21 protein-coding genes and 2 tRNA genes are annotated in these 22,162 nt (G+C 60.4%); 8 read left to right on the top strand and 15 right to left on the bottom strand.

Annotation, left to right across the window (positions count from 1 at the left end; genetic code table 11):
* Nucleotides 1-317 (top strand): dTDP-4-dehydrorhamnose 3,5-epimerase (gene rfbC / locus KBC94_RS18485; RefSeq protein WP_294373252.1); only part of this gene is annotated, 317 nt, incomplete at its 5' end.
* Nucleotides 318-608: 291 nt separating this feature from the next.
* Here rfbC and KBC94_RS18480 read toward each other — a convergent pair.
* Genes KBC94_RS18480 through KBC94_RS18445 form a run of 8 tightly spaced genes read right to left on the bottom strand, consistent with a single transcriptional unit; the run spans nucleotide 609 to nucleotide 8,502 of the window.
* Nucleotides 609-1,523: a glycosyltransferase gene (locus KBC94_RS18480; protein ID WP_294373250.1), complete on the bottom strand. Its 915-nt coding sequence runs from the start codon at nucleotides 1,521-1,523 to the stop codon at nucleotides 609-611.
* Nucleotides 1,520-2,251, bottom strand: coding sequence for an SGNH/GDSL hydrolase family protein (locus KBC94_RS18475; RefSeq protein ID WP_294373248.1), 732 nt, complete (start codon nucleotides 2,249-2,251; stop codon nucleotides 1,520-1,522). The genes KBC94_RS18480 and KBC94_RS18475 overlap by 4 nt, the downstream gene beginning before the upstream one ends.
* Nucleotides 2,252-3,586 (bottom strand): hypothetical protein, encoded by a 1,335-nt coding sequence (locus tag KBC94_RS18470; RefSeq protein WP_294373246.1) that lies wholly within the window; start codon nucleotides 3,584-3,586, stop codon nucleotides 2,252-2,254.
* Nucleotides 3,583-4,701 (bottom strand): glycosyltransferase family 1 protein, encoded by a 1,119-nt coding sequence (locus tag KBC94_RS18465; protein WP_294373244.1) that lies wholly within the window; start codon nucleotides 4,699-4,701, stop codon nucleotides 3,583-3,585. The genes KBC94_RS18470 and KBC94_RS18465 overlap by 4 nt, the downstream gene beginning before the upstream one ends.
* Before the next feature lie 17 nt (nucleotides 4,702-4,718).
* Complete coding sequence (locus KBC94_RS18460; RefSeq protein WP_294373243.1) at nucleotides 4,719-5,423, bottom strand: acyltransferase; 705 nt, start codon at nucleotides 5,421-5,423, stop codon at nucleotides 4,719-4,721.
* Nucleotides 5,416-6,519: a glycosyltransferase family 4 protein gene (locus KBC94_RS18455; RefSeq protein ID WP_294373241.1), complete on the bottom strand. Its 1,104-nt coding sequence runs from the start codon at nucleotides 6,517-6,519 to the stop codon at nucleotides 5,416-5,418. The genes KBC94_RS18460 and KBC94_RS18455 overlap by 8 nt, the downstream gene beginning before the upstream one ends.
* Nucleotides 6,516-7,820 (bottom strand): hypothetical protein, encoded by a 1,305-nt coding sequence (locus KBC94_RS18450; protein WP_294373239.1) that lies wholly within the window; start codon nucleotides 7,818-7,820, stop codon nucleotides 6,516-6,518. Before KBC94_RS18450 ends, KBC94_RS18455 begins: the two co-directional genes overlap by 4 nt.
* A gap of 1 nt (nucleotide 7,821) precedes the next feature.
* A complete protein-coding gene (locus KBC94_RS18445; RefSeq protein ID WP_294373237.1) occupies nucleotides 7,822-8,502 on the bottom strand; it encodes a sugar transferase in 681 nt (226 codons plus the stop codon).
* A gap of 79 nt (nucleotides 8,503-8,581) precedes the next feature.
* Between KBC94_RS18445 and KBC94_RS18440 the strand changes: the two genes are divergently transcribed.
* The 3 genes from KBC94_RS18440 (at nucleotide 8,582) to KBC94_RS18430 (ending at nucleotide 11,771) form a co-directional block, all read left to right on the top strand.
* Nucleotides 8,582-10,132, top strand: a complete 1,551-nt coding sequence (locus KBC94_RS18440; RefSeq protein WP_294373235.1) for a fumarate hydratase — start codon at nucleotides 8,582-8,584, stop codon at nucleotides 10,130-10,132.
* A gap of 3 nt (nucleotides 10,133-10,135) precedes the next feature.
* Nucleotides 10,136-10,936, top strand: coding sequence for a glutamate racemase (murI, locus tag KBC94_RS18435; protein ID WP_294373233.1), 801 nt, complete (start codon nucleotides 10,136-10,138; stop codon nucleotides 10,934-10,936).
* A 145-nt stretch (nucleotides 10,937-11,081) separates the two neighbouring features.
* Nucleotides 11,082-11,771, top strand: a complete 690-nt coding sequence (locus KBC94_RS18430; protein ID WP_294373231.1) for a hypothetical protein — start codon at nucleotides 11,082-11,084, stop codon at nucleotides 11,769-11,771.
* On the opposite strand, the gene KBC94_RS18425 is transcribed toward KBC94_RS18430, so the two are convergent.
* The 5 genes from KBC94_RS18425 to KBC94_RS18405 form a co-directional block, all read right to left on the bottom strand.
* A complete protein-coding gene (locus KBC94_RS18425; protein ID WP_294373229.1) occupies nucleotides 11,754-13,064 on the bottom strand; it encodes an MFS transporter in 1,311 nt (436 codons plus the stop codon). The two genes, KBC94_RS18430 and KBC94_RS18425, sit on opposite strands and share 18 nt — an antisense overlap.
* Nucleotides 13,065-13,168: 104 nt before the next feature.
* Nucleotides 13,169-13,810 carry a DUF6806 family protein gene (locus tag KBC94_RS18420; protein WP_294373228.1) on the bottom strand — a complete coding sequence of 214 codons (642 nt, stop codon included), beginning with the start codon at nucleotides 13,808-13,810 and terminating at the stop codon, nucleotides 13,169-13,171.
* 26 nt (nucleotides 13,811-13,836) lie between these two features.
* Nucleotides 13,837-13,927 (bottom strand) — tRNA-Leu (locus KBC94_RS18415).
* Nucleotides 13,928-13,970: 43 nt separating this feature from the next.
* Nucleotides 13,971-14,044 (bottom strand) — tRNA-Cys (locus KBC94_RS18410).
* Nucleotides 14,045-14,148: 104 nt separating this feature from the next.
* Nucleotides 14,149-15,042 carry an NAD(P)-dependent oxidoreductase gene (locus tag KBC94_RS18405; RefSeq protein WP_294373225.1) on the bottom strand — a complete coding sequence of 298 codons (894 nt, stop codon included), beginning with the start codon at nucleotides 15,040-15,042 and terminating at the stop codon, nucleotides 14,149-14,151.
* A 204-nt stretch (nucleotides 15,043-15,246) separates the two neighbouring features.
* On the opposite strand from KBC94_RS18405, the gene KBC94_RS18400 reads away from it, so the two are divergent.
* Genes KBC94_RS18400 through KBC94_RS18385 form a run of 4 tightly spaced genes read left to right on the top strand, consistent with a single transcriptional unit; the run spans nucleotide 15,247 to nucleotide 18,508 of the window.
* Nucleotides 15,247-16,302 (top strand): acyl-CoA dehydrogenase, encoded by a 1,056-nt coding sequence (locus KBC94_RS18400; protein WP_294373223.1) that lies wholly within the window; start codon nucleotides 15,247-15,249, stop codon nucleotides 16,300-16,302.
* Nucleotides 16,299-17,084 carry a PIG-L family deacetylase gene (locus KBC94_RS18395; RefSeq protein WP_294373221.1) on the top strand — a complete coding sequence of 262 codons (786 nt, stop codon included), beginning with the start codon at nucleotides 16,299-16,301 and terminating at the stop codon, nucleotides 17,082-17,084. Before KBC94_RS18400 ends, KBC94_RS18395 begins: the two co-directional genes overlap by 4 nt.
* A 21-nt stretch (nucleotides 17,085-17,105) precedes the next feature.
* A complete protein-coding gene (locus KBC94_RS18390; protein ID WP_294373219.1) occupies nucleotides 17,106-17,741 on the top strand; it encodes a methyltransferase in 636 nt (211 codons plus the stop codon).
* Nucleotides 17,738-18,508: a glycosyltransferase gene (locus KBC94_RS18385; protein ID WP_294373217.1), complete on the top strand. Its 771-nt coding sequence runs from the start codon at nucleotides 17,738-17,740 to the stop codon at nucleotides 18,506-18,508. Before KBC94_RS18390 ends, KBC94_RS18385 begins: the two co-directional genes overlap by 4 nt.
* Nucleotides 18,509-18,589: 81 nt before the next feature.
* Here KBC94_RS18385 and parC read toward each other — a convergent pair whose 3' ends face one another.
* Nucleotides 18,590-20,959: a DNA topoisomerase IV subunit A gene (parC, locus tag KBC94_RS18380; protein WP_294373214.1), complete on the bottom strand. Its 2,370-nt coding sequence runs from the start codon at nucleotides 20,957-20,959 to the stop codon at nucleotides 18,590-18,592.
* A 201-nt stretch (nucleotides 20,960-21,160) separates the two neighbouring features.
* Nucleotides 21,161-22,147, bottom strand: coding sequence for a lytic transglycosylase domain-containing protein (locus KBC94_RS18375; protein WP_294373212.1), 987 nt, complete (start codon nucleotides 22,145-22,147; stop codon nucleotides 21,161-21,163).
* Between the last annotated feature and the right edge of the window lie 15 nt (nucleotides 22,148-22,162).

Here is a 22,162-nt window from a genome sequence, read left to right as displayed (position 1 = left end):
TCCGCAAGAGCTCGCCGACCTTCGGGCAGTGGGTGGGCGTGGAGCTGAGCGAGAGCAACCACCGGCAGCTGTGGATTCCGGCCGGCTTTGCGCACGGCTTCGTGGTGACCAGCGACAGCGCGGACTTCCTGTACAAGGCCAGCGACTACTACGCGCCGGCGCATGAGCGCAGCATCCTGTGGAGCGATCCGGACATCGGGATCGAATGGCCCGACTTCGGGGGCGAACCGAAGGTGTCGGCGAAGGATGCGGCGGCTGCCAAGCTGGCGGATGCCGACACCTTTTTAGGCGACTTGTATTCATCCCCTAATCAATAGAAATATCGGAGCGACTGATTTAAGCCGCAGTGCTAGCCAAATTTAAATTTAATGAAAGCAAAAAACAGGAGCGCTATCGAAAAAATATGGGTTACTACAAATCATTAACATAAAATAAATGTCGATGCATAACTAGACCCACGCAGTTCGACGAATAATCAGCGCTGTAGCGAATCAACAGCTGCCCGTTTATAAATGAAGAAGGGTCAGCACATATAAAAATCTCCCATGCAACAGATCAAATAATAGCGAGAAGAAAAGAGGTTTTTCCGATTTCACCTAGACGGCACGCTACATCCCTATAGTTAGAATACATAAAGCCAATCCAATAGCATGAGTTCTCCGTGAGCGGAATTTCAGAGCATTTATTGCAAGAAAAATTCGATCAATACGATTCCATCTAAATACGCGAGCACCAATTTCTGATCCGCGCTGCTCAGGAAAAAGCTCCAAATATCTCAATAGCTCCAAGCGTATAAATCCTTTATTTAATAATTTAACCCTTTTAATGAGGGCGCCAAACCCGCTGTTGGCGCCAATGACATTATTCACACCCTGCCGATACAGAATAAACGACCGTTCGTCATAGAACCACTTCAAATGTGACGATTTGGCCCAAAAATACAATAACCAATCATGAAACTTAATATCCTTCAGCGCATACGCATTCGACGTCAAGAATTTTGCAAATTGGCCTAAGACATTCCTCGAGAAAACGAATGTACAACCATGGCTTGCAGATTCGAAGAAATAGTCGAATTCCACACGCCTCGTTTCTTTCTTGTTAAAACGAAACTTCTTGTAGTCCCACATTAGAGTCGAGGAACTGCTATAGCAATCCGCTCCATTCTGTTGAAGTGCGAGGACTGCTTCAATTAACTTATTGGGTAGCCAAACGTCATCTTGATCGCAAAAAGCAACAAAATCGCAATCTGCATCCGAGCCAGCGATAATAAGATTAAAAAAATTTTTTGCAGCACCTGGTGCAGAGAATTCCGAATTTCTAATAATAACAATTTTATCCGGAAATTTGGACTCTAAATCTTCTAAGATTTTTTTTGTTTCGTCGACAGAGCCATCATCCCGCACAAAAATACTAGCGTCAACATCTCGTTGAGCTAATACAGAGGCTATTTGGTCGGCAACAAATTTTCCACCATTGAACGTTGCCAAAAGTACCAAAACCTTCGGGGTTGTTCGACTCACAATAGATCCCTTTGCTGAATTTTCTCAAAGACTTGGTTATGCCCCTCAGCATTCAAATGATCGGGATCCGCATAATATTTCGAAAGATCCTTTCCATGAATGTTTAACGCGAATATATCAAACGCAGATACGTAACAAATTTTCTCGAGCACGTTTAAGTCAGCAAACCTCTTGTTAAAGCTGACGTCGAGAAGGCGTCTAAGATGGTTGAGAGAGTACCTTAATGAGGGCAGAGGCCCCAGAACAACAACTTTCTCAATGTTCGCGATGCTGGATATTTTTTCCAGTTCTTTAACCAACTCATCTGTAACTGCTTCAATTTTTACAGCAAGTGTCGCGGGGCTAGAACTTACCTTGAAAAAGGCTAGCTTCAACCACTCCTTTATTTTAAATTTCGCGTTGGCACGAAAGACCGTATCATAATTTAAGTCCGTATTTTCAAGAGTGTACTCCGAAGTAAAGGCTTCCTTCCGTCCCACGAGCGCATAAGAGTCGGCCAAAATATTGATCGTTTCAAAATTACCTATTTGAATTATCAATACCACTTCACCATCGGCACTAGCCACAAGCCGTTCAGCTCTTTCAAACAAGCGCTTTATTGCAGTCGGCCGAGTGAAGCCGAGATAGCCTAACCCCGCCGAGAGTGCAAGCTTCTTAACAAAAGCGTTCTGGGGCCCAACAATATAATTGGAGACGTGACATCCACCGGCCGCAGCAATTAACTTCATTTATTTAGTCCACCACAAAAAAATGCTTGAAATTACTATGTAAGTCCCGCACAGTCCGTATAAATACCGCACCGTTAGAGAGAAATTGATAAGGTAAACCAAATAAAACATCTCAACAACCGCTCTCGCCAGGGAAATTGACGCAACCATGTAAGCGCTCATAGAAGAAAAATAAAAATAACAAATAACAATCGAAAAGAAATAAGCAACTGTTATCGCAATATGCGCCCGGGCTAGGGATCTGATACCTCCATTGGACACACAAAGGTTTGACAAAGGATACGTAATAAATGAACATCCAACGGACACTAGCAATATGCGCATCACATCGACGTCATCAATGCGTAGCCACCACCGCACCCACATCGAAAACAACGGATATAACGCAAGCAATCCCGCCGCCATAAAAAAATGGGCAAGTATGAGTTTTCTCGCGAATCCGTATATTTTATTATCTCTCTGCAGAGCTAGTCGATCAATAGTAGGCGTAGCTACTCGAAGTAAGACTAAAGGTAGAATATTTAGCTTTTGCAGAAATTCGGCAATAGCGTTATATGCAGCAAAACTCTGATGCGGAAGCGCCTTAGCGGCAAACAATCTATCCCCTTGCCCAGCTGCAATGCAACTGACCGAATAAAGGGCGAATCCCCGAATACTCGAGGCGCAATATTTTATAAGACGCCGAATGGAGGTAGCTTTATGTCGGCCGGTATGCCGACGGCGATAGAAAAAATAAATAATAAAATAACACGTAACGGCACGGCTAAAAACGGCAAGCGTGGAAGCAAAAGCTGCGTTTTCATATGTATCTACCATTACATACGCAACAGGGGGCACATAAAGACTTATGGCCATCGCTATTGCAGTTGCTGTGGAAAAATTGAATTTTCCGAGCGCCTCAAGTTGCATCCTAAAGACAGCACAACATATTGTGACCGCCCCCATGCCTATGATTTCAATTGACTTTACGATATTCCACTCAAGCTTTTTACTGCCGCTCGAATCGGTCAATAGAAGATAGCCAAATCCGATACCCCCGAGCACCACAAACAACAATCCGATGTTTGAAAACCTCCTAATTATTTCGCTTTGGACTGCAAATCGGTAATGCCAATTCGCTTTAGCCTTATGAATTTTATTTGCAAGAGCCTTTGAGAATGCACGTCCCAGTCCAGCATCCAAATTAGAAAAAATAGTTCCCCAAAGCCAAACAACAGAGAGCGCGGCGAAAGTCTTCGTTGCCCCGAAGCGGACGACGATGGCGGTACCAGCAATAAAAAGCGCGGCAGGGAAAACGACAGACAACAGCGAACTCAAAACATTTTTTACATTCATTTTTTTCCTAATACCCTGTATAGCTCGATCGTTTTTTCGGCTACCGCCGTCCAAGAGAAACTCTTACCAACCGTCATAAGGTCGTCGACGAGAATATCGTCTGGCCGGTTGTGGAAAGTCGAGATAGCTGACGCCATAGACTCGACGTTCAGGGGGTCAAAACTCCATTCGGGACGAACGACGAGCTCTGCAAGCGCGGAAGAATTTGCAAGAAGAGCGGGACGACCATATCGATACGCCTCAATAGCGGGAATGCCAAAGCCTTCCAGCAGGCTGGGAAATATAAGAGCGCGCATATTGCGAAATAACACGTCCTTTTCCTGCTCATCGACCTCCCCCAAATAAACAACACTGTACCCACGAGCCGCCTGCACCTTTTTTGAAAATGTATCGGATTTATATAGAAGTCGGCCGGCAATTAAGAGTTTGGCACCTGTCTGCCAAACATTTGAACTGATCCAAGCATCGATAAGTCGCTCGAGATTCTTGCGAGGCTCAATATTTCCAATAACTAAATAAAATGGACTCTCGACGGGTGCGACCTGCTTTGACTCAGCACGAGACGGTAAATCAACTCCCAATCCAATAACTCGAATCTTTTCTAAACTGCAGCCGGTAATATCGACGATTCTTTTTTTTGTATACTCGCTCACAGAAATTATTAAATCCGACTCGGATACCTGCCTAAAAAGATTACGCTGAGAATATTTAATGTTTCTTGTTGAATATCCTTCGGGAAAATCAAGAGGAAAGGTGTCGTGTATTGTCGCGATCTTAAATTTAGACCTTATCGCGATATTCGCGAAATATGTTTCATGGGCAATATCAAAACTTCTTGAATTAACTAATTTATTAACTGTTGGTAGATATTCGTTTACCGCGTTGAGTAAGACTTGAGGGACGATGCGATCCCCGATGCGCGAATAATTTCCAGATTCGATTAAACCAATATGATCATTTTTTCCTCTTCCGCCGACTAACGCGGTAGCGTCGATAGCATTATTACCAGCGACTCTATTAAGGGCATTCGATAGTCCGATGCAATAACGGGCGACGCCAGTTATGGGGGTGCGTACCGGTCTACAGTCAATAAGAACATCAATCTTTGAAGGCATATTTTCACATATTCGCATTAAGGCTTGCTACGGAACCGCACCACCTTTGCTGGTACACCGTAGGCAACAGCGAAGTCGGGAATGCTCTTGGTGACGAGGCTACCTGCCCCAATCACCACGCCGCTCCCGATCACCACGCCGTCCAAGACAGTGACGTTGTTGCCGAACCAGCAACCATTTCCGATTCTTATACCAAGTCGGTCAACGCCTTGTTCATGAATTCCGGCCCCCGGCTCAAATTTATGGTTTTCAGCGATTAAGTTTAGGTTTGCGCCGAACTGGTTATTATCACCAATCATTATTGGCGCAGCCGCGCCAATAATTGACCGAGGTCCAAAATAGTTGCCATTACCAATCTTCACGCCTGATCCCAAATTACTATATCCACTTGAGATTTGCATCCAAGCTCCCTCTCGCAGAGTAACATTATCTCCAATTTCGACCCCGTCCGCGCATAGACAATCTAAGTAGGAAAAACTGCCGACGTAAAAATTACGTCCGGTACACAGGCGACTAGGTGCAAGGATAGTTACAGATTTTCCGACAAACAGGAGACCCTTGGAAGTTCTTATAAACAATTTGAGCCATAATCCCCGAACGAATGGAAGCCCACCTTTTTTAAGGGCGTGAAAAATCACTTCTGCTAAATTGATCCGACTGTCTAATTGTATTTTCTTGTTTCTTATTTTGAATATCATGTATATGAAAAAACGCTCAAACATCGGTAATTGCCCTTTGATAAACGGTACTAAGTTGCGCTGCAACGGCTTCCCAAGTTGGAAATATCATCTCCCTTTCACTACCGACAGCTTGCGGCTTCTGGAGCGCCATCTCTAGGGCGCGGGCAATTGATTCGATATCGTTGGGAACACAATAGACCGCCTTATCTCCCAGCACTTCTTGTGTCCCTCCGTTAACAGAGCAAATAACACTACAGCCATACATAAACGCCTCAATATCGACTAATGAGGCGACCTCAAACCAGCTAGCAGAAATATGGCATTTGGCCCTACTCATTAGCAATGCTACAGCCGCTTTATCCACGACCCCGTGATATTTACCTCCTGATTTTTCAACGAGCTCTAATACCTCTTTCGCATATTCTTTGTGGTATTGGTTTACCGCCCCCACGAGATTAATTTTGTACCCTTTTTTTTGAGCCGCCAAAAGAATAGATCTTTGATTTTTTCTCGCTTCAATTCTACCCACGCATAAAAAATCAATATCCCGTGCAGTTTTATAGTCATTACATAGTCCAATTTTTTCTATACCGTTCGGCAATATATTTTTATTTTTTTCCGATGCCCCAATTTCCGTTCGCGCGAGAAGAAACTCTCGCTCATTGAGGTATAAGACCGCTGCGGCCTGTGCCAGAATTTCGCGCTGGACTTGGGATAAATCTTCAGTTATCAGCGGCAGCTGATATGGCAGCCAATTGCGATGATTTATGGCACACCTAACCAAGCTTCGCAGCTTTTCTATCTGAAGAAAGTTCAGATGCTTTGTTAGTCTTGATAAAGTCGAGCGCCGCCCTGCCTTTTCATAGGCTTCGATTTCGGCGTAGGAATGATGGATCGGGCTGATGACGTACGGGATTTTTTTCCCAGTGACCTGCCGCCAATGTACGGCGAGGTCCAGCGGTCGGTCGATATTGGTGAAGTGGACAAGGTCCACGTCGTGCAACGATAGTTTAGGAGCGGTACTCAATGTGCCGCGGATTCCCAGTTTTGCTAGTTCAGCTATATACCTCTTGACCTGTAAAGTGTCCCCGCCCATCTTTGTTTCGGCATCGGCTCGCATCGGAAATAAAACGTTCATCGCCCCTCCGTTTTCTTCGCAATATGAATACCAAAGAACATCCACATTAGAAGCATTGGCTTGAATGATACGAAAATATCGATAAAGATCGCTGTGGACATTAATATTAGCAAATACCCCTTTACCCACAACGGAAATGTCGCAGTGCGAAGGCATCGAGACAGCCATACCGCAAATATGATGGTGCCGACTAGCCCCAACTCACAGAATAGCCTCACGTAATAACCGTCTACCGCAGCAGTTCCAAATGATGGACCTAGGCCAAATACGGCGGTGACTGGCGAGGCCAGGGTACTGCGCATGAGCGTTGCCCATCGATATGTACGAATTAAGCCACTGATGTCGCCTCCTTGTTCTTTCGCAGACTGTATGGCATCCTCGAACGCACTATTCTGATACACAGCAGCGGATTCAAATGCCATGGCACTGTCGAAATTATCGGAAAGACCCTTAAAAAATTCCGCCGGGCTTGCGTCATCTAATCGGTCAAGCAAGGAAACGACGTCGCTATCATTTTCTTCCCTATCAAATTTGGAGGTAGTTAATACGTAGCCCGCGAGTACGAACATGGCGACAACAATCACCGCTGAAAAATTCGTCGCGTTCTTTATCAGGGGCTTGTGCAGCCGAATCACGTGGCGATAGTGGTATATCAACAATAGCGCTACACATGCCGAGGTTATCCGAGCGGCGGCGGCTACACATATGCCAATTGCAAGCCAAAATAGAAGCATCCTGCGCTTGAACAGAAACAGCATGCTCAACCCCCCGCTAATCGCAGCCAGTTCATAGGGGCCGTTAGTATTCCCGATTGCACGTGTTGAGCCGAAAGCCGATACAACTGGAAGTATGCCGACTAATTGCAACGGTATTATTATTATCAAAAAAATTAAATAGTAGCCGAGGAATTTGTACAATTTGTTTTCAAGTCCCAGCCTAACTATGGCTAAGCCCACGAAATAAAACGCCATGTATTCCAATAGGCGCAAAGAAAATAGTGTCGATATGAAGAGATTAACTGTGCCTGATAACCCCGCGGCAATTGAAATACATAGGGAATATGCAAAAAAAATGATGTATATTCCAAAAGGCGCGCTTTTCGTAAAATCAGATTTTCTGGCGAATTTAAAGCATAGAAAAAAAAGTAAGACGATTGCAATATCATCTACTCTAACGCCGCCTTCTCCAACACCTACAATTTGCCACTTGAAGGAGAAAATTACTAAAACTACTAATAAAAATATCGTTGCGCGGCGCAGTCCAAACGAGTCGCGCCGAGCGACTCTATGAGACACCTCCATTTTAATACGAACCTTTGGTCACAAAAACCACTTTTACTGTTTTAAAAAGAATTTTTATGTCGTTGATTAGAGAGCGGTTTTTCACATATTGCACGTCTAACTGGATGCGCTCGGTATAGGTAACGTCCGACCTACCGCTTATTTGCCATAACCCTGTAAGCCCAGGGCGCACCGCAATATAAAATGCTCTGTGGTCGCCGTATTGGCGATCAAGTTCTTGATGAACGACGGGCCGGGGGCCAACTAAACTCATCTCTCCCTTCAACACATTCCAAAACTGAGGAAGCTCATCCAAGCTAGTTTTACGAATAAATCTACCAAATCTTGTAACCCTTGGATCGCTTTTTAGTTTGAATGTGCTTTCCCACTCTCGTCGCGCCTCTACGTCGCGCTCGAGTAGTTCTTTCAAGACTTGGTCTGAGTTTACGACCATTGATCTAAACTTCAGGCAAAAAAATTCTTTTCCATTTTTTCCTACACGTTTATGCTTGTAAATTGCAGGTTTTCCTGTGGAAATTATTACCAACATCCACACACATAGAAAAAGAACCCCAAATACAAAAAAGAAAAATAGTGCTCCAGAAATATCTAGTATTCTTCGAAAAAAATCTGTTACTTTTTTTTCTGACGAGGTCATCATTGACTCTTCTCTTCCGCTGATTCTGTAGCTTTCGTAATTCATTTCAGTATTTCGATAATTTAGATTAAATATTCAGCGCCCAGCGCATGCGATAATATGCGCCCCCAACGAGGCAACCGTTATGACTGCAATATCTCAATCTCATCTGATCGACTCCATCTCCGCCGCCCTCCAGTACATCAGCTACTACCACCCCGCCGACTACATCGCCCACCTGGCCAAGGCCTATGAGCGCGAACAGAGCCCGGCAGCCAAGGACGCGATGGCCCAGATACTCACCAATAGCAAGATGAGCGCCACCGGCCACCGTCCCATTTGCCAGGACACGGGCATCGTGAACGTTTTTCTTAAGGTGGGGATGGACGTGCGTTGGGAAGGCTTCACGGGCAGCCTCGACGACGCCATCAACGAAGGCGTGCGCCGCGGCTACAACCACCCCGACAACATGCTGCGCGCCTCGGTGGTGGCCGATCCGCAGTTCGCACGCAAGAACACCAAAGACAACACGCCGGCCGTGATCTTCACGGAGATCGTTCCGGGCAACACCGTCGACGTGACGGTGGCGGCCAAGGGCGGCGGCAGCGAGAACAAGAGCAAGATGGTCATGCTCAACCCGGGCGACAGCGTGGTCGACTGGGTGCTGAAGACGGTGCCCACCATGGGCGCCGGCTGGTGCCCGCCGGGCATGCTGGGCATCGGCATCGGCGGCACGGCCGAGAAGGCGGTGCTGATGGCCAAGGAGAGCCTGATGGACAGCCTCGACATGCACGAGCTGCAGGCCAAGTCGGCCCGCGGCGAGGCGCTCACGCAGGTCGAAGAGCTGCGCCTGGAGCTGTACGAGAAGGTCAACGCCCTGGGCATCGGCGCGCAGGGCCTGGGCGGCCTGGCGACGGTGCTGGACGTCAAGATCAAGATGTACCCCACGCACGCGGCCAGCAAGCCGGTGGCGATGATTCCCAACTGTGCGGCCACGCGGCATGCGCACTTCGTGCTCGATGGCTCGGGCCCGGCGTACATCGATCCGCCCTCGCTCGACCTGTGGCCCAAGATCGACTGGGCGCCCGACTACAACAAGAGCAAGCGCGTCGACCTGAACACCCTCACGCCCGAAGTCGTCGCCAGCTGGAAGCCGGGCGACACGCTGCTGCTCAACGGCAAGATGCTGACGGGCCGCGATGCCGCGCACAAGCGCATCCAGGGCATGCTGGCCAAGGGCGAGAAGCTGCCGGTGGACTTCACCAACCGCGTCATCTATTACGTGGGCCCGGTCGATCCGGTGGGCGACGAGGCCGTGGGCCCCGCGGGCCCCACCACGGCGACCCGCATGGACGGCTTCACCGAGATGATGCTGGCGCAGACGGGCCTGATCGCCATGATCGGCAAGGCCGAGCGCGGCCCGGTGGCCATCGAGGCCATCCAGAAGCACAAGAGCGCGTACCTGATGGCCGTGGGCGGCGCCGCCTACCTGGTGAGCAAGGCGATCAAGCAGGCCAAGGTGGTGGGCTTCGAAGACCTGGGCATGGAAGCCATCTACGAGTTCGACGTGGTCGACATGCCCGTGACGGTGGCCGTGGACGCCGGCGGCACCAGCGCGCACATCACCGGCCCGGCCGAGTGGAGCAAGCGCATCGCCACGGGCGAGTTCAAGGGCATCGAGGTGGCCTCGGCCTGAGCCATGAGCCTCTCCGCGCCGGTGGGCGTTTTCGACAGCGGCGTGGGCGGCCTGAGCGTGCTGGCGGCCCTGCAGGCGCGGCTGCCGCACGAGCGCTTTGTCTACTACGCCGACACGGCGTACGCGCCCTACGGCGAGCGGGGCGACGCCTTCGTGGCCGACCGCACGCTGCAGGTGGCCGGCCAGTTGGTGCGCGAGCACGGCGTCAAGGCGCTGGTGGTGGCCTGCAACACGGCCACCGCGGCGGCCATCCATCTGCTGCGCGCTGCCTGGCCCGGTATGCCGATCGTGGGGGTGGAGCCGGCCCTCAAGCCGGCGCTGGCTGTCTCGCGCACCGGCCGGGTGGCGGTGCTGGCCACGCGCGGCACGCTGGCCAGCGCCAAGTTCGGCGCGCTGGTGGAGCGCGTGGCCGGCCCGGGGCACGAGGTGCGCCCGGTGCCCTGCGACGGGCTGGCCGATGCCATCGAGCAGGACGACCAGGCCGCCATCCGCGCCCTGTGCACCCGCTACATCGCCGAGGCTGGACCGCTCGGAATTGATGAAGGTCAAGCCGACGTCGTCGTCCTCGGTTGCACGCACTACCCCTTCGCCCAGGACCTGTTGGCCGGGCTGGCAGGGAGTGATGTTCGTTTTGTGGAAACCGGAGAACCTGTCGCTCGTCACACTGTTCGTCTGCTGGATGCGGCCGGACTGGCCCGCGCGGACGGACCCGGCGGCTTGGCGCTGCTCAGCAGTGGAGACTGTGAAAATTTGCATCGGGCGGTTCGACGTTGGCTGATGGGCTCGACCGCAGTCAGCAGCTGAAGCCGGCTTGGTGCGCCGATGCGCCACTCTGGCGCGGCGATGATACGAGATGGTGCAAAGGTTTTTGACGTTGTTTCTGGTGGTGACATTCCTGTGCGCGCCTGCTATAGCTGCAGCAGCGTGCGACACGGGTTTGGCTGAACGGATGCAAGCGAAGCTGCATCCCCTACGTGTAATCGATCATTCGTTAACGGCCTGCAAGAGTTTCTCCACATTTGTCAGCAAGACGATAGTTGCGTTGCCACTTCAAAACGGTGTCAGCGACAAGGGGGCCCGCACCCTTGACGTCGAGCTGCTGTTGGTGCAGAGGCCGGACAACGGAAATACCGAGCGCGACACGGTGGCGGCGCGGCTTTTTCTGCCGGAGCTGCTGGTGGAAGACGCACGCCTTCGCATTCAGGAACTGCGGCTGGACATGGGCCGCTATGTGCTGGCGAGCGGCGAGCGCGCCTTTGGCCTGCGCGTGCTGTACCGGGGCGACGATCCGGCCCGGCCGTACAGCGTCGAGACGCTGCGGCTTTTCGTCGTGCAGGGCAAGACGATCCGCCCGGTGCTGGACGAGCTGGTGATGCAGCGCGACAGCGGCGAGTGGGACTTGAGCTGCCACGGCCGCTTCGAGGAGGTCCGCACGCAGCTCACCACCCAGCCGCCGCCCGCGCGACCCGCCGGCGCCTGGGCCGAGTTGCTGGTGCGGCGCAGCCTGGTGGTGCGGCAGATGGCGATCGACGAGAACGGCCAGTGCGCCGAGCGTGCCGCGGCGCCGCGCTACACCTCGGTGATGCTCAAGGCGCGGGACGGGCGCTACCCGATCCCGCCCTCACTGCGCGCGCCCTGAGGCGCCAAGCGCAGCCGCCCTGCCCCGCCGCATGTCGATGGGCAGCAGCAGCACCAGCCCACCCACGAACAGCACCGTCGTCGCCATGATGGCCACCCGCTGGTTGCCGCCCGCGGCCCAGGTGATGGCCCCGTACGACAGCGGCCCGACGATGCTGGCCAGGCGCGTGGCGAAGGTCCACAGCCCGAAGAACTCCGCCAGTTGCGCCTGCGGCGCCAGCACGCCCGTCATGGCGCGCCCGGCCGACTGGCTGGCCCCCATGGCCAGCCCCGCGATGGTGGCCGCCACCCAGAACAGGCCCTTGCCCTGCGCCAGCGCCGCCAGCACGCAGACGGCGATCCATGCGACCAGCGTGATCGCCAGCGTGGGCCGGTGGCCCAGCCTGTCCTGCAGGTAGCCCAGGCCGAAGGCGCCTGCCGCGGCGGCGATGTTGAGCACGAAGATGAGGGCCATCGTCTCCTGCGTCTTGAAGCCGATCACCTGCTCGGCATAGATGGCCGCCAGCGCAATGGCCACGGCCACGCCGCCCTGGTAGCAGACCGTGCAGGCCAGCACCCACATGAAGTCGCGGTACTGCCGCGCCTGCGCGAAGGTGTGGCGCAATTGCCGCCACGCGCCGATGCCGCGGTCGGGCTCGGGCTGCGCCCGCTCGGGCAGCCCCGCAAAGGTGGCGCTGGCGGCCAGTGCGTACACGCCCGCGGTCACCAGCAGCGTGACAGGCACGAACTGCGCCGCAGGCACCCCGCGCGCCTGCGCCCACAGCACATAGCCCAGGCAAAGACCGAGCGTGAGCATGCCGCCCACGTAGCCGAAGGCCCAGCCCCAGCCGCTGACCTTGCCCATGCCCTCGGCCGTGGCCAGCTCGGGCAGGAAGGCGCCGGTGAGCGATTCGCCGTACGAGTAGAAGGTGTTGGACACGGCCACCAGCAGCATCGCCACCGCCACGCCGGCCGCGCCATGCACCGTGGGCGTCAGGGCCAGGGCCGCGGTGCTGAGCACGCAGGCGGCGGTGCTGAGCATGAGCACCCGCTTCTTGGCGGCGCGCCGGTCGGCCCAGGCGCCAATGGCCGGCATGGTGAGCATGACCACCGCATACGACAGGCTCAGCGCCGAGGTCCAGGCCAGCGTGGCCCAGGGCGCACCGCCCGCGATGCCGCCGACGAAGTACGCGGCATACACGGCCGTGATGACGACGGTGGTGTAGCCCGAGTTGGCGAAGTCGTACATGGCCCAGGCCAGCACTTCGCGCTTGCGCACGCCAGGGCAGAGGGCGGAGGAAGGAAAGAGGGGCATGGCGGCGCGCGCAGGAGTGTGGGCGGAGGCCCAGGATAGCGGCGCGCTGCGACAGAAACGACGATGCCCGCCAGGGCGGGCATCGGAGGCGCTGACGCGAAGACTCAGTGCAGGTGGCGCGGCCGGCGTCCACCGCCATGGCCACCGGCACCAGGGCCACCGCTGCTGCCACCACCGCGGGGCGGGCGGCCGATTTCGAGCGAGTTGACCAGGGCGTCGAAGCGATCGCTGAAGAGCTTGTCGATCTCGGCGACCACGCCACCGAGTTCGGCGCCGTCGAAGTGGCGCTCCATGAGGTGCACCACGTCTTCCACCAGCAGGTCGCGCTGCACCTGCATGATGGCGGCGGGGTTGGGGCCCACGAAGAGCATGACGAAGTCGTCGCGGGAATCGGCCTCGGGGTCGCCGTCTTCCTCTTCGTCGAACTCGGTGTCGTAGAAGCTCACCTCGATGGCGGCGCCCTGCTCGGTCAGTTCGTTCAGGGCCATGCACATCTCGTCGAGGGCCTGGCGGAAGTCTTCGTCGCCGGTGATGGTCCAGCAGACCTGGAGCATGCGCTCCTTGGCGTCGAAGCGGATGCCGGGCTCTTCTTCGTAGGCGCTGGTGGCGCCGTCGGCCAGGGACTTGGCGCCGGCGTACGTCCACAGGGGCTTGAGCGCTTCCTGGATCTGGGCGTAGGTGACATCCGCGCGCATGGGCACATCGCCGTGCACATGGATTTCGAATGGAGCGTTGTAGCGAGGCATGAGCAGCTCCCTGTTCTGTGTGAAGGTGGTGCCCGGAACCGGGGTCGAACCGGTATGCCGTCTTTCAACGGCGACGGATTTTAAGTCCGCTGTGTCTACCAATTTCACCATCCGGGCGGCGTGGGCGGACGATAGCAGGAGCGTCGACGAGGGTGTGGGGTGGAGGCGCGATCCGGAGTCGAACCGGACTGACCGGATTTGCAATCCGGGGCATAACCGCTTTGCTATCGCGCCGCTGGGAGACCTTCGGTACAGGTGAGGCGGCGAGCGCCTGCTGCAGTTCCGAAGAGCCTCGCAGTATATAGCGTTTTCTGGCCGTTTCCGAAGCTGCCGACAGCTCAGCGTGCCTTGCCGCCAGACTCCGCCAGCAAGGCCACCAGTTCGGGCACCAGGCGCTGCACGCCGCCCTGCTCCACGGCGCCGGCATAGGTGCCATACACGGCCTCGGCAATGCGCTGCGCAGCGTCGAAGCCGTGGGCCATCTGCGTGTAGTAGCCCAGGTCTTTCTGCGCGTTGGACATGGCAAAGCGCAGGCCGCTGGCGTCGCTGTTCAGGATGAAGGGCTTGAGCCGCTCCAGCGCCACGCCACCGCCGCCGCCCTTGGCGAGCACGTCGACGAAGACGTCGGCGGACACGCCTGCACGCCGCGCGCAGGCGGCGGCCTCGGCGATCAGCGCCACCGAGCCCAGCGAGACGTAGTTGTGCAGCAGCTTCATGCCGTGGCCGGCACCCACGCCGCCGGCGTGCGTGATGTTCTCGGCAAAGCAGGCCAGCAGCGGCCGGCATTCGTCGAACAGCGCCGCGTCGCCGCCCACCAGCAGGTTGAGCCGGCCTTCGGCCGCTTCCTTGGGCGTGCGGGTCATGGGCGCGTCCAGGAAGCGGCCGCCGGCCTGCTGCACGGCCTTGGCCATGCGCAGCGTCGAATCGGGGATGGAGGTGGAGCAGTCGATGATGACCGTGCCGGGCTTGATGGCCTTGAGCAGGCCGCCGTCGCCGACGAGCACGGCCTCGACCTGCGGCGAGCCGGTCACGCAGAGGATGACGTAATCGGCGTCGGCCACCAGCGCGGCGGGCGTGGCCGCCGTGCGGACGCCGGCGGCCAGCAGGGCATCGAGGGGCTGGTTGCCCGGGTGCTCCAGCACGGTGAGCTGGTGGCCGTGCTTCACCAGGTTGGTGGCAATGCCGTGGCCCATCAGGCCGATGCCGATCATGCCGAGGCGAAGGGGGTTCATGCGGAGGATCTCCAATGGGATGCAGGGCGACGAGAAAAAGTCGCAGCCCGCCATTGTGCGGGGTCGCCCGCCCGCGCACCGGCCGGCACTGAGGCGGGCAGCCCGACCGCACGCGCGCCTACACCGCCAGCGCACCCGCACCGACCAGCGCCGCCCGCGCGGACCGACCGCCCGCCGACCGCTACGCACGTACTGTCCTTTCCAATGACCGCTGCGCTCTTCTCATCGTCGCCCCTGGCAGAACCGCCCGAGCGGGTACTCGGCCGGCTGGTGGAAGACTCGGGCACGGCCGCATTGACGCTGGACCATCTGGTCGGCCAAGGGCTGGACGCGCTGCCCCTGCCCGGCCATGGCAGCACGCTGCTGCGCTGGCAATGGCTGGCGGCCGTGGCAGGCCACGACCTCAATCTCGCCAAGCTGTACGAAGGCCACACCGACGCGCTCGCCATCCTGGACGAGCTGCGTGGTCCGCCCCGACCCGAAGGCAGCCTGTGGGGCACCTGGTGCGCCGAGCCCCCCAGCGCCCGGCTGCGCTTCGAACAGGCGCCGGGCGGCCAGTTGCGGCTGCACGGGCCCAAGGCTTGGTGCTCGGGCGCCCGGCAGCTCACCCATGCGCTGGTGAGCGGCTGGTACGACGACGGCCAGCCCGGGCTCGCGGCCGTGGAGATGCACGCCCCGGGCGTGACCATCGGCAGCCAGCACTGGCACGCCGTGGGCATGGGCCCGACGGACACGGCCCAGGTGGATTTCGACGGCGTGCTCGCCACGCCCGTGGGCGCGCCGGGCGACTACGTGAACCGGCCCGGTTTCTGGCATGGCGGCGCGGGCATAGCCGCCTGCTGGTGGGGTGCCGCGGCCACCGTGGCGGTGCGCATGCGCAAGCACCTGCGCCAGGGCCGGCCCAACGCGCACCAGCAGGCGCATCTGGGCGCGGCCGAAGCGCTGCTGTGCGCCTGCGCGGCGCTGTTGCGCGAAAGCGCTTCCTGGATCGACACCCATCCCACCGACGACGCCCAGGCCACGGCCCTGCGCGCACGGCTTGCCGTCGAGCATGCGGCGAGCATGGTGATGCAGCACGCAGGCCGCGCGCTGGGCGCAGGCCCGCTGTGCACCGACGCGCGCCTGGCGCGCCTGATGGCGGACCTGCCCGTGTTCATGCGCCAGAGCCATGCCGAGCGGGACGAAGCCGGGCTTGGCATGCTGGCCCTTTTGGCCGACGACGGGACGCCTGCCGCCTTCGGCGGCTGGTGCGCGCTGTGAACGGCGCCGTCCTGGCCGAGCCGCCTGCCACGCGCCATATCGGCCCGGGCGAAGGCACGCCCGAATGGCAATGGGCGCGCTGCAGCCGCCTCGCGGCCGTGCCCTTCGCGCAGTTCAGCGACCTGGTGCCGGCCGATGCCCGGGCCGTGGTGGTGGCACCACATCCCGACGACGAAGTGCTGGCCGCGGGCGGCCTGCTGGCGCTGGCGACGCAGATCGGCCGCTCTATCGCGCTGGTGGCCGTCACCGATGGCGCGGCCAGTCACCCGGCCTCGCGCCTGTGGCCGGCCGAGCGCCTGGCCGCGGAGCGCCCGCGCGAGACGCTGGCCGCGCTGGCGGCGCTGGGGGCGCATCCGCAGGCGCTGGTGCGCCTGGGCCTGCCCGACGGCGGGCTCGCCGCGCAGGAGGCGGAACTCGCCCGCCAGTTGCAGGCGGTGCTGCGTCCGCGCGACGTGGTGATCACCACCTGGCAGTTCGACGGCCACCCTGACCATGAGGCTACTGGCCGTGCCGCCGCGCAGGCGGCCAGCGCCGTCGGCGCCCGCTGCCTGCAGGCACCCGTGTGGGCCTGGCACTGGGCGCGCCCGGGTGACGCGCGCATGCCTTGGGCGCGCGCGCAGCGCCTGCCTCTTCCGGCCGCCATCGCCCGCCGCAAGCAGGCGGCCATGCGCGCCTTCGCGAGCCAGTTGGCACCCGACCCGAGCACCGGCGCCGGGCCTGTGCTGCGCGCCACGACCGTGGCGCGTGCCGATCGTCCCTTCGAGGTGTTCTTCCTGCCCTGAGAGTCCGGAAAGCCGCTTGTGATGTCCTCCTTCCATGCCCATCCCGCCGCCGATCTCCCGGAGAGCGGGCAGCGCTATTTCGACGGCATCTATGCGCAGCAGGACGACCCCTACGGCCTGCGCACCCGCTGGTACGAGCGCCGCAAGCGCGACGTGCTGCTGGCCGCCCTGCCCCGCCCGCGCTTCCGACGCGCCTACGAACCCGGCTGCGGTGCCGCGGAGCTGAGCGCCGCACTCGCCACGCGTTGCGACGCCCTGTTGTGCAGCGACTTCCATCCCCGCGCGGTGGTCACGGCCGCCCGGCGCCTGTCCGGCCAGCCCCATGTGCGGGTCGAACAGCGCACGGTGCCGCAGGACTGGCCGGCGGCCGAGCGTTTCGACCTCATCGTGCTCAGCGAAGTGAACTACTTTCTGCCCCGCATCGACGTGGCCCGCGTGGCGCACTGCTGCACCGCCACGCTGGCGCCCGACGGCGTGCTGGTGGCCTGCGACTGGCGGCCGGACTTCGAGGGCCGCCGCACCGCCACCGCCGAAGTGCACCGCGTGCTGGAAGGACTGGGCTTGTACCGCGTCGTACGACACGAGGAAGACGACTTCCTGCTGCACGTGTGGCAGCGCGAGCGCCGCTCCGTGGCGCAGCAGGAGGGCGTGCGTTGATCGGCGTGGCCATCCCGGCCCATGACGAAGAGGCCCACATCGCCGCCACGCTGGCCGCCGTGCGCGTTGCGGCGGCCCATCCGGACCTGCAGGGCGAGGCGGTGCGCGTGGTGGTGGTGCTGGACGCCTGTGCGGACGACACCGCCCGGCTGGCCCGCCATGCCGGCGCCTGGACGCTGCCCATCGAGGCGCGCAACGTCGGCACGGCGCGAGCCACCGGCGCCGACTGGCTGCTGGCGGCCGGCGCGCGCTGGCTGGCCTTCACTGATGCGGACACGCGCGTCGATGCGCGCTGGCTGGCCGCGCAACTGGCGCTGCAGGCCGACGCCGTGTGCGGCAGCGTGGCCGTGGACGACTGGTCGGCGCACGGCCCCCTGGCCGACCGGCTGCAGGCCCACTTCGACCACCACTACCGCGACGCCGACGGTCACCGCCACATCCATGGCGCCAACCTGGGCGTGAGCGCCGAGGCCTACCGGCGCGCTGGCGGCTTTGCGCCGCTGCGCTGCAGCGAGGACGTGGCGCTGGTCGACGCGCTGGCGCGCACCGGCGCCCGCATCGCCTGGAGCGCCCTGCCCCGCGTGTGGACCAGTGCCCGCCCGCAGGCGCGTGCGCGCGGCGGCTTCGGCGACACGCTGCTGGCGATGGCGCGCAGCCTCAGCGAGGTCCTGCCCGCCGTTCCCGTGCCCGACGTTGCTGACGTGTCTCCGTCGCTCGGCGCGCGGCTTCTTCCTTCTCCCGCTTGCGCTCGCGCCGCCGTGCGCTGAGCTTGCGGCCGAGCCAGAAACTCACGAGGCCGGCCACGGCGCCGAGCACCAGGCCGAGGGTGCTGAAGTCGATGCCACCCATCACAGCACCCTTTGGACCCAGTCGGGCGTAAAGGTGAACGAACCCGGCTTGCCCTTGCGGCCACGCGTGCCGCCCGCGTTGTTGAGCGTTCGGATGTCCAGCTGCTCGTCGCGCCGCTTGCCGCGGAAGTCGCCCTCGATGCGGATGCTGCGGGTGTAGGCCGCCGCGCCCGCGAGGCGCGCCTTGGGCGCGAGGTCCATCAGCGTGAGGCCGCGGCCGCCCTTGGGCAGCAGCTTCAATTCGGCAATGTCGAAGGTCAGGATCTGCCGGTCGCTCGCCACGCAGCACACATGGGTGGCAGCGGGCAGCGGCTCGGTGCCCGCCGCGCCGCCCACCAGGCTGGGGCGGCACAGCTGGTCGCCCTCGGCCACGTCCATGAAGGCCTTGCCGCTGCGGTGCCGCGACATCATGTGCTCGATGGCGGCGATGAAGCCGAAGCCGCCCGTGCTCGACAGCAGCAGCTGCGCCGTCGGCGGACCGGCAAAGAAGTGCGACACCTGCGTGCCGGCCTCCAGCTCGATCATGGTGGTGACGGGCTGCCCATCGCCGCGCCCGCCCGGCAGGCTGGCGACGGGAACGGTGTAGACCCGCACCGAGCCGCCCTTGGCGGTGCCGAAGACCAGCAGCGTGTCCACCGTGCGGCATTCGAAGGCGCCGTACAGGCTGTCGCCGGCCTTGAAGGCGTAGTCGGCCTTCTCCGGGTTCCAGCCCTTCTGCGTGCGCACCCAGCCCTTCTGCGACACGATCACCGTCACCGGCTCGTCCAGCACCTTGACCTCGGCCACGGCGCGCTTGTCGGCCTGGATCAGCGTGCGGCGCGGGTCCTCGAAGGTCTTGGCGTCATGCTCGATCTCCTTGACCAGCAGGCGGCGCAGCGCGGCCGGGCTGCCCAGGATCTCCTCGAGCTTCTTCTGCTCGTCGCGCAGCTTGGCCAGCTCCTGCTCGATCTTGATGGCTTCGAGCCGGGCCAGCTGGCGCAGGCGGATCTCGAGGATGTCCTCGGCCTGCCGGTCGCTGAGGTTGAAGCGGGCGATGAGCGCGGCCTTCGGGTCTTCCGCCGCGCGGATGATGGCGATCACCTCGTCGATGTTGAGCAGCACCAGCTGCCGGCCTTCGAGGATGTGGATGCGGTCCAGCACCTTGTCGAGCCGGAAGCGCGAGCGGCGCTCCACGGTACGGGCGCGGAAGGCGATCCACTCTTCCAGCATCTGGCGCAGCGACTTCTGCGTCGGCTTGCCGTCCAGGCCCACCTGCGTGAGGTTGATGGACGACGAGGTTTCCAGCGAGGTCTGCGCCAGCAGCGTGGCGATGAACTCTTCCTGCGGAATGCGCGAGGTCTTGGGCTCGAAGACCAGGCGCACCGGCGCGTCCTTGCTGGACTCGTCGCGCACGGCGTCCAGCACGGCCAGCAGCGCGGCCTTGACCTGCTGCTGCTCGGTGGTCAGCGCCTTCTTGCCGGCCTTGACCTTGGGGTTGGTCAGCTCCTCGATCTCTTCGAGCACCTTCTGGTTGCTCACGCCCGGCGGCAGCTCGGTGACCACCACCTGCCACTGGCCGCGGGCCAGTTCCTCGATCTTCCAGCGTGCGCGCACCTTGAGCGAGCCGCGGCCGGTGCGGTAGGCGTCGGCGATGTCGGCCGCGCTGCTGATGATCTGCGCGCCGCCGGGGTAGTCGGGGCCGGGGATGAGGGCGAACAGCTCCTCGTCGCTGAGCTGGCCGCCGGCCTTGATCAGGGCCACGCAGGCGTCGGCCACCTCGCGCAGGTTGTGGCTGGGGATCTCGGTGGCCAGGCCCACGGCGATGCCGCTGGCGCCATTGAGCAACACGAAGGGCAGGCGCGCCGGCAGCTGGCGCGGCTCGTCGGTGGAGCCGTCGTAGTTGGGCACGAAGTCCACCGTGCCCTCGTCGATCTCGTCCAGCAGCAGCGAGGTGATGCGCGCCAGCCGCGCCTCGGTGTAGCGCATGGCCGCCGCGCCGTCGCCGTCGCGGCTGCCGAAGTTGCCCTGGCCGTCGATCAGCGGGTAGCGCTGGGCGAAGTCCTGCGCCATGCGCACCAGCGCGTCGTAGGCAGCCTGGTCGCCATGCGGGTGGAAGCGGCCGAGCACGTCGCCGACCACGCGCGCACTCTTGACAGGCTTGGCGCCGACGGTGCCGTTGGCGCCGCCAAAGCCCAGGCCCATGCGCGACATCGAGTACAGGATGCGCCGCTGCACCGGCTTCTGGCCGTCGCACACGTCGGGCAGCGCGCGGCCCTTGACCACGCTCAGCGCGTATTCGAGGTAGGCGGTCTGGGCGTAGTCGGCCAGGGTCAGGCTGTTCGGGTCCTCGGGCTCGGCCAGGGCCTGGGGGGCTTGGGTGTCGTCGTCCATCGTCGTGCGGAAAGTCGGGTTCTGGCGGGCGGCTGCCGGGGGCAGCCGTCAGTCTTGGGGTGGGTTGCGTTCTGCTACGAGCGCTCGAAGCAGAAGGGCGGGCTCAGCGTGAAGGGGGCCATCGCCTCCGAGGCCACCGGGCTGCGGCCTCGGTGCACGAAGCATCCCGCCGAGCGGCGGGCCGGCATCGGTCATGGCGCACTACTCGGCGCCGACGTCGCGCTCGGCAGAGGGCGGCGCAATTTCCATGCGCACGCGCGTGGCGGGCTTGCCGGCGCGGTTCACGCTGGCCGTGAGCACACGCGAAGGGGCCGAGGGCTTGAGGTGCGCATAGAGCTGCATCACCGTCTTCACGTAGTTCTGCGTCTCGCGGTAGTCGGGAATGCGGCGGCCTGCGCGCTGCACGGCGCCCTCGCCCGCGTTGTAGGCAGCCAGGGCGAGTTCCATGCTGCCGTCGAACATCTTGAGCAGGTCGCTGAAGTAGCGGCTGCCGGCGGCGATGTTGATGCGCGGGTCGGTGAGCTTGTGGGCCACCGTCTGCTTGGCGTCGGCACGCACGCCGTAGCGCTCGGCGGTGGCGGGCATCAGCTGCATCAGGCCGACCGCGCCCTTGGGCGAGACGGCGTCGATGTCGAAGCCGGATTCGGCGGCCATCAGTGCGTGCAGCAGCGACTCGTCGAGACCGTGCTTGCGGGCGGCGTCACGCAGGGCAGTCTTCACGGCCGGCGACAGCGGCGGCTTCTCGACCAGCGCCAGCAGGCCCTTGCGCGGCGGCTCGCCGGCGGGAACGGCCGCGGGGGGCAGCGGACGGCGGCGGTCGATGGGATTCCAGCGGCTGTTGAGGACCTCGCCGTCGCGCACGATCAGCTCGTAGCGCTCATCGGCCCGGGTGTCGGCGAAATGCGGCTGGCCCTGGGGATCGAGGTAGCCGTAGACGGTGCCGCTCGCGCCGGCGCCGGTGCGGCGGGTCAGCAGTTGCTGCAGCGCCTGCGCCGCCTCGGCGGGCACCGCGTCGTCGGCGCCGAACCTGCCAGCGGTGTCGTCGCGCAGCACCAGCTGGTAGCGGGCGTCGAGCTTCTCAGCCGAGAAATGGGCGACACCGCGCTCGTCGGTGTAGCCGTAGAGGGCGGCATGGGCGGAACCGGAGACAAAGAAAAGAGCGCCCGCTGCAAAGCCAAGCGCCCGCATCCACTCCCTCTCCCT

The organism is Pseudacidovorax sp. (assembly GCF_017991995.1).
GTDB lineage: Bacteria > Pseudomonadota > Gammaproteobacteria > Burkholderiales > Burkholderiaceae_C > Xenophilus.
The sequence above is the reverse complement of the archived record's forward strand: the minus strand, read 5'-3'. Positions and strand labels throughout refer to the sequence as shown.

Coding starts and splice junctions, on each gene's coding strand:
- KBC94_RS18475 (WP_294373248.1), bottom strand. CDS start 2,251: ATGAAGTTAATTGCTGCGGCCGGTGGATGTCACGTCTCCAATTATATT.
- KBC94_RS18470 (WP_294373246.1), bottom strand. CDS start 3,586: ATGAATGTAAAAAATGTTTTGAGTTCGCTGTTGTCTGTCGTTTTCCCT.
- KBC94_RS18465 (WP_294373244.1), bottom strand. CDS start 4,701: ATGCCTTCAAAGATTGATGTTCTTATTGACTGTAGACCGGTACGCACC.
- KBC94_RS18460 (WP_294373243.1), bottom strand. CDS start 5,423: ATGTTTGAGCGTTTTTTCATATACATGATATTCAAAATAAGAAACAAG.
- KBC94_RS18455 (WP_294373241.1), bottom strand. CDS start 6,519: ATGAACGTTTTATTTCCGATGCGAGCCGATGCCGAAACAAAGATGGGC.
- KBC94_RS18450 (WP_294373239.1), bottom strand. CDS start 7,820: ATGGAGGTGTCTCATAGAGTCGCTCGGCGCGACTCGTTTGGACTGCGC.
- KBC94_RS18445 (WP_294373237.1), bottom strand. CDS start 8,502: ATGAATTACGAAAGCTACAGAATCAGCGGAAGAGAAGAGTCAATGATG.
- KBC94_RS18440 (WP_294373235.1), top strand. CDS start 8,582: ATGACTGCAATATCTCAATCTCATCTGATCGACTCCATCTCCGCCGCC.
- murI (WP_294373233.1), top strand. CDS start 10,136: ATGAGCCTCTCCGCGCCGGTGGGCGTTTTCGACAGCGGCGTGGGCGGC.
- KBC94_RS18430 (WP_294373231.1), top strand. CDS start 11,082: ATGCAAGCGAAGCTGCATCCCCTACGTGTAATCGATCATTCGTTAACG.
- KBC94_RS18425 (WP_294373229.1), bottom strand. CDS start 13,064: ATGCCCCTCTTTCCTTCCTCCGCCCTCTGCCCTGGCGTGCGCAAGCGC.
- KBC94_RS18420 (WP_294373228.1), bottom strand. CDS start 13,810: ATGCCTCGCTACAACGCTCCATTCGAAATCCATGTGCACGGCGATGTG.
- KBC94_RS18405 (WP_294373225.1), bottom strand. CDS start 15,042: ATGAACCCCCTTCGCCTCGGCATGATCGGCATCGGCCTGATGGGCCAC.
- KBC94_RS18400 (WP_294373223.1), top strand. CDS start 15,247: ATGACCGCTGCGCTCTTCTCATCGTCGCCCCTGGCAGAACCGCCCGAG.
- KBC94_RS18390 (WP_294373219.1), top strand. CDS start 17,106: ATGTCCTCCTTCCATGCCCATCCCGCCGCCGATCTCCCGGAGAGCGGG.
- parC (WP_294373214.1), bottom strand. CDS start 20,959: ATGGACGACGACACCCAAGCCCCCCAGGCCCTGGCCGAGCCCGAGGAC.
- KBC94_RS18375 (WP_294373212.1), bottom strand. CDS start 22,147: ATGCGGGCGCTTGGCTTTGCAGCGGGCGCTCTTTTCTTTGTCTCCGGT.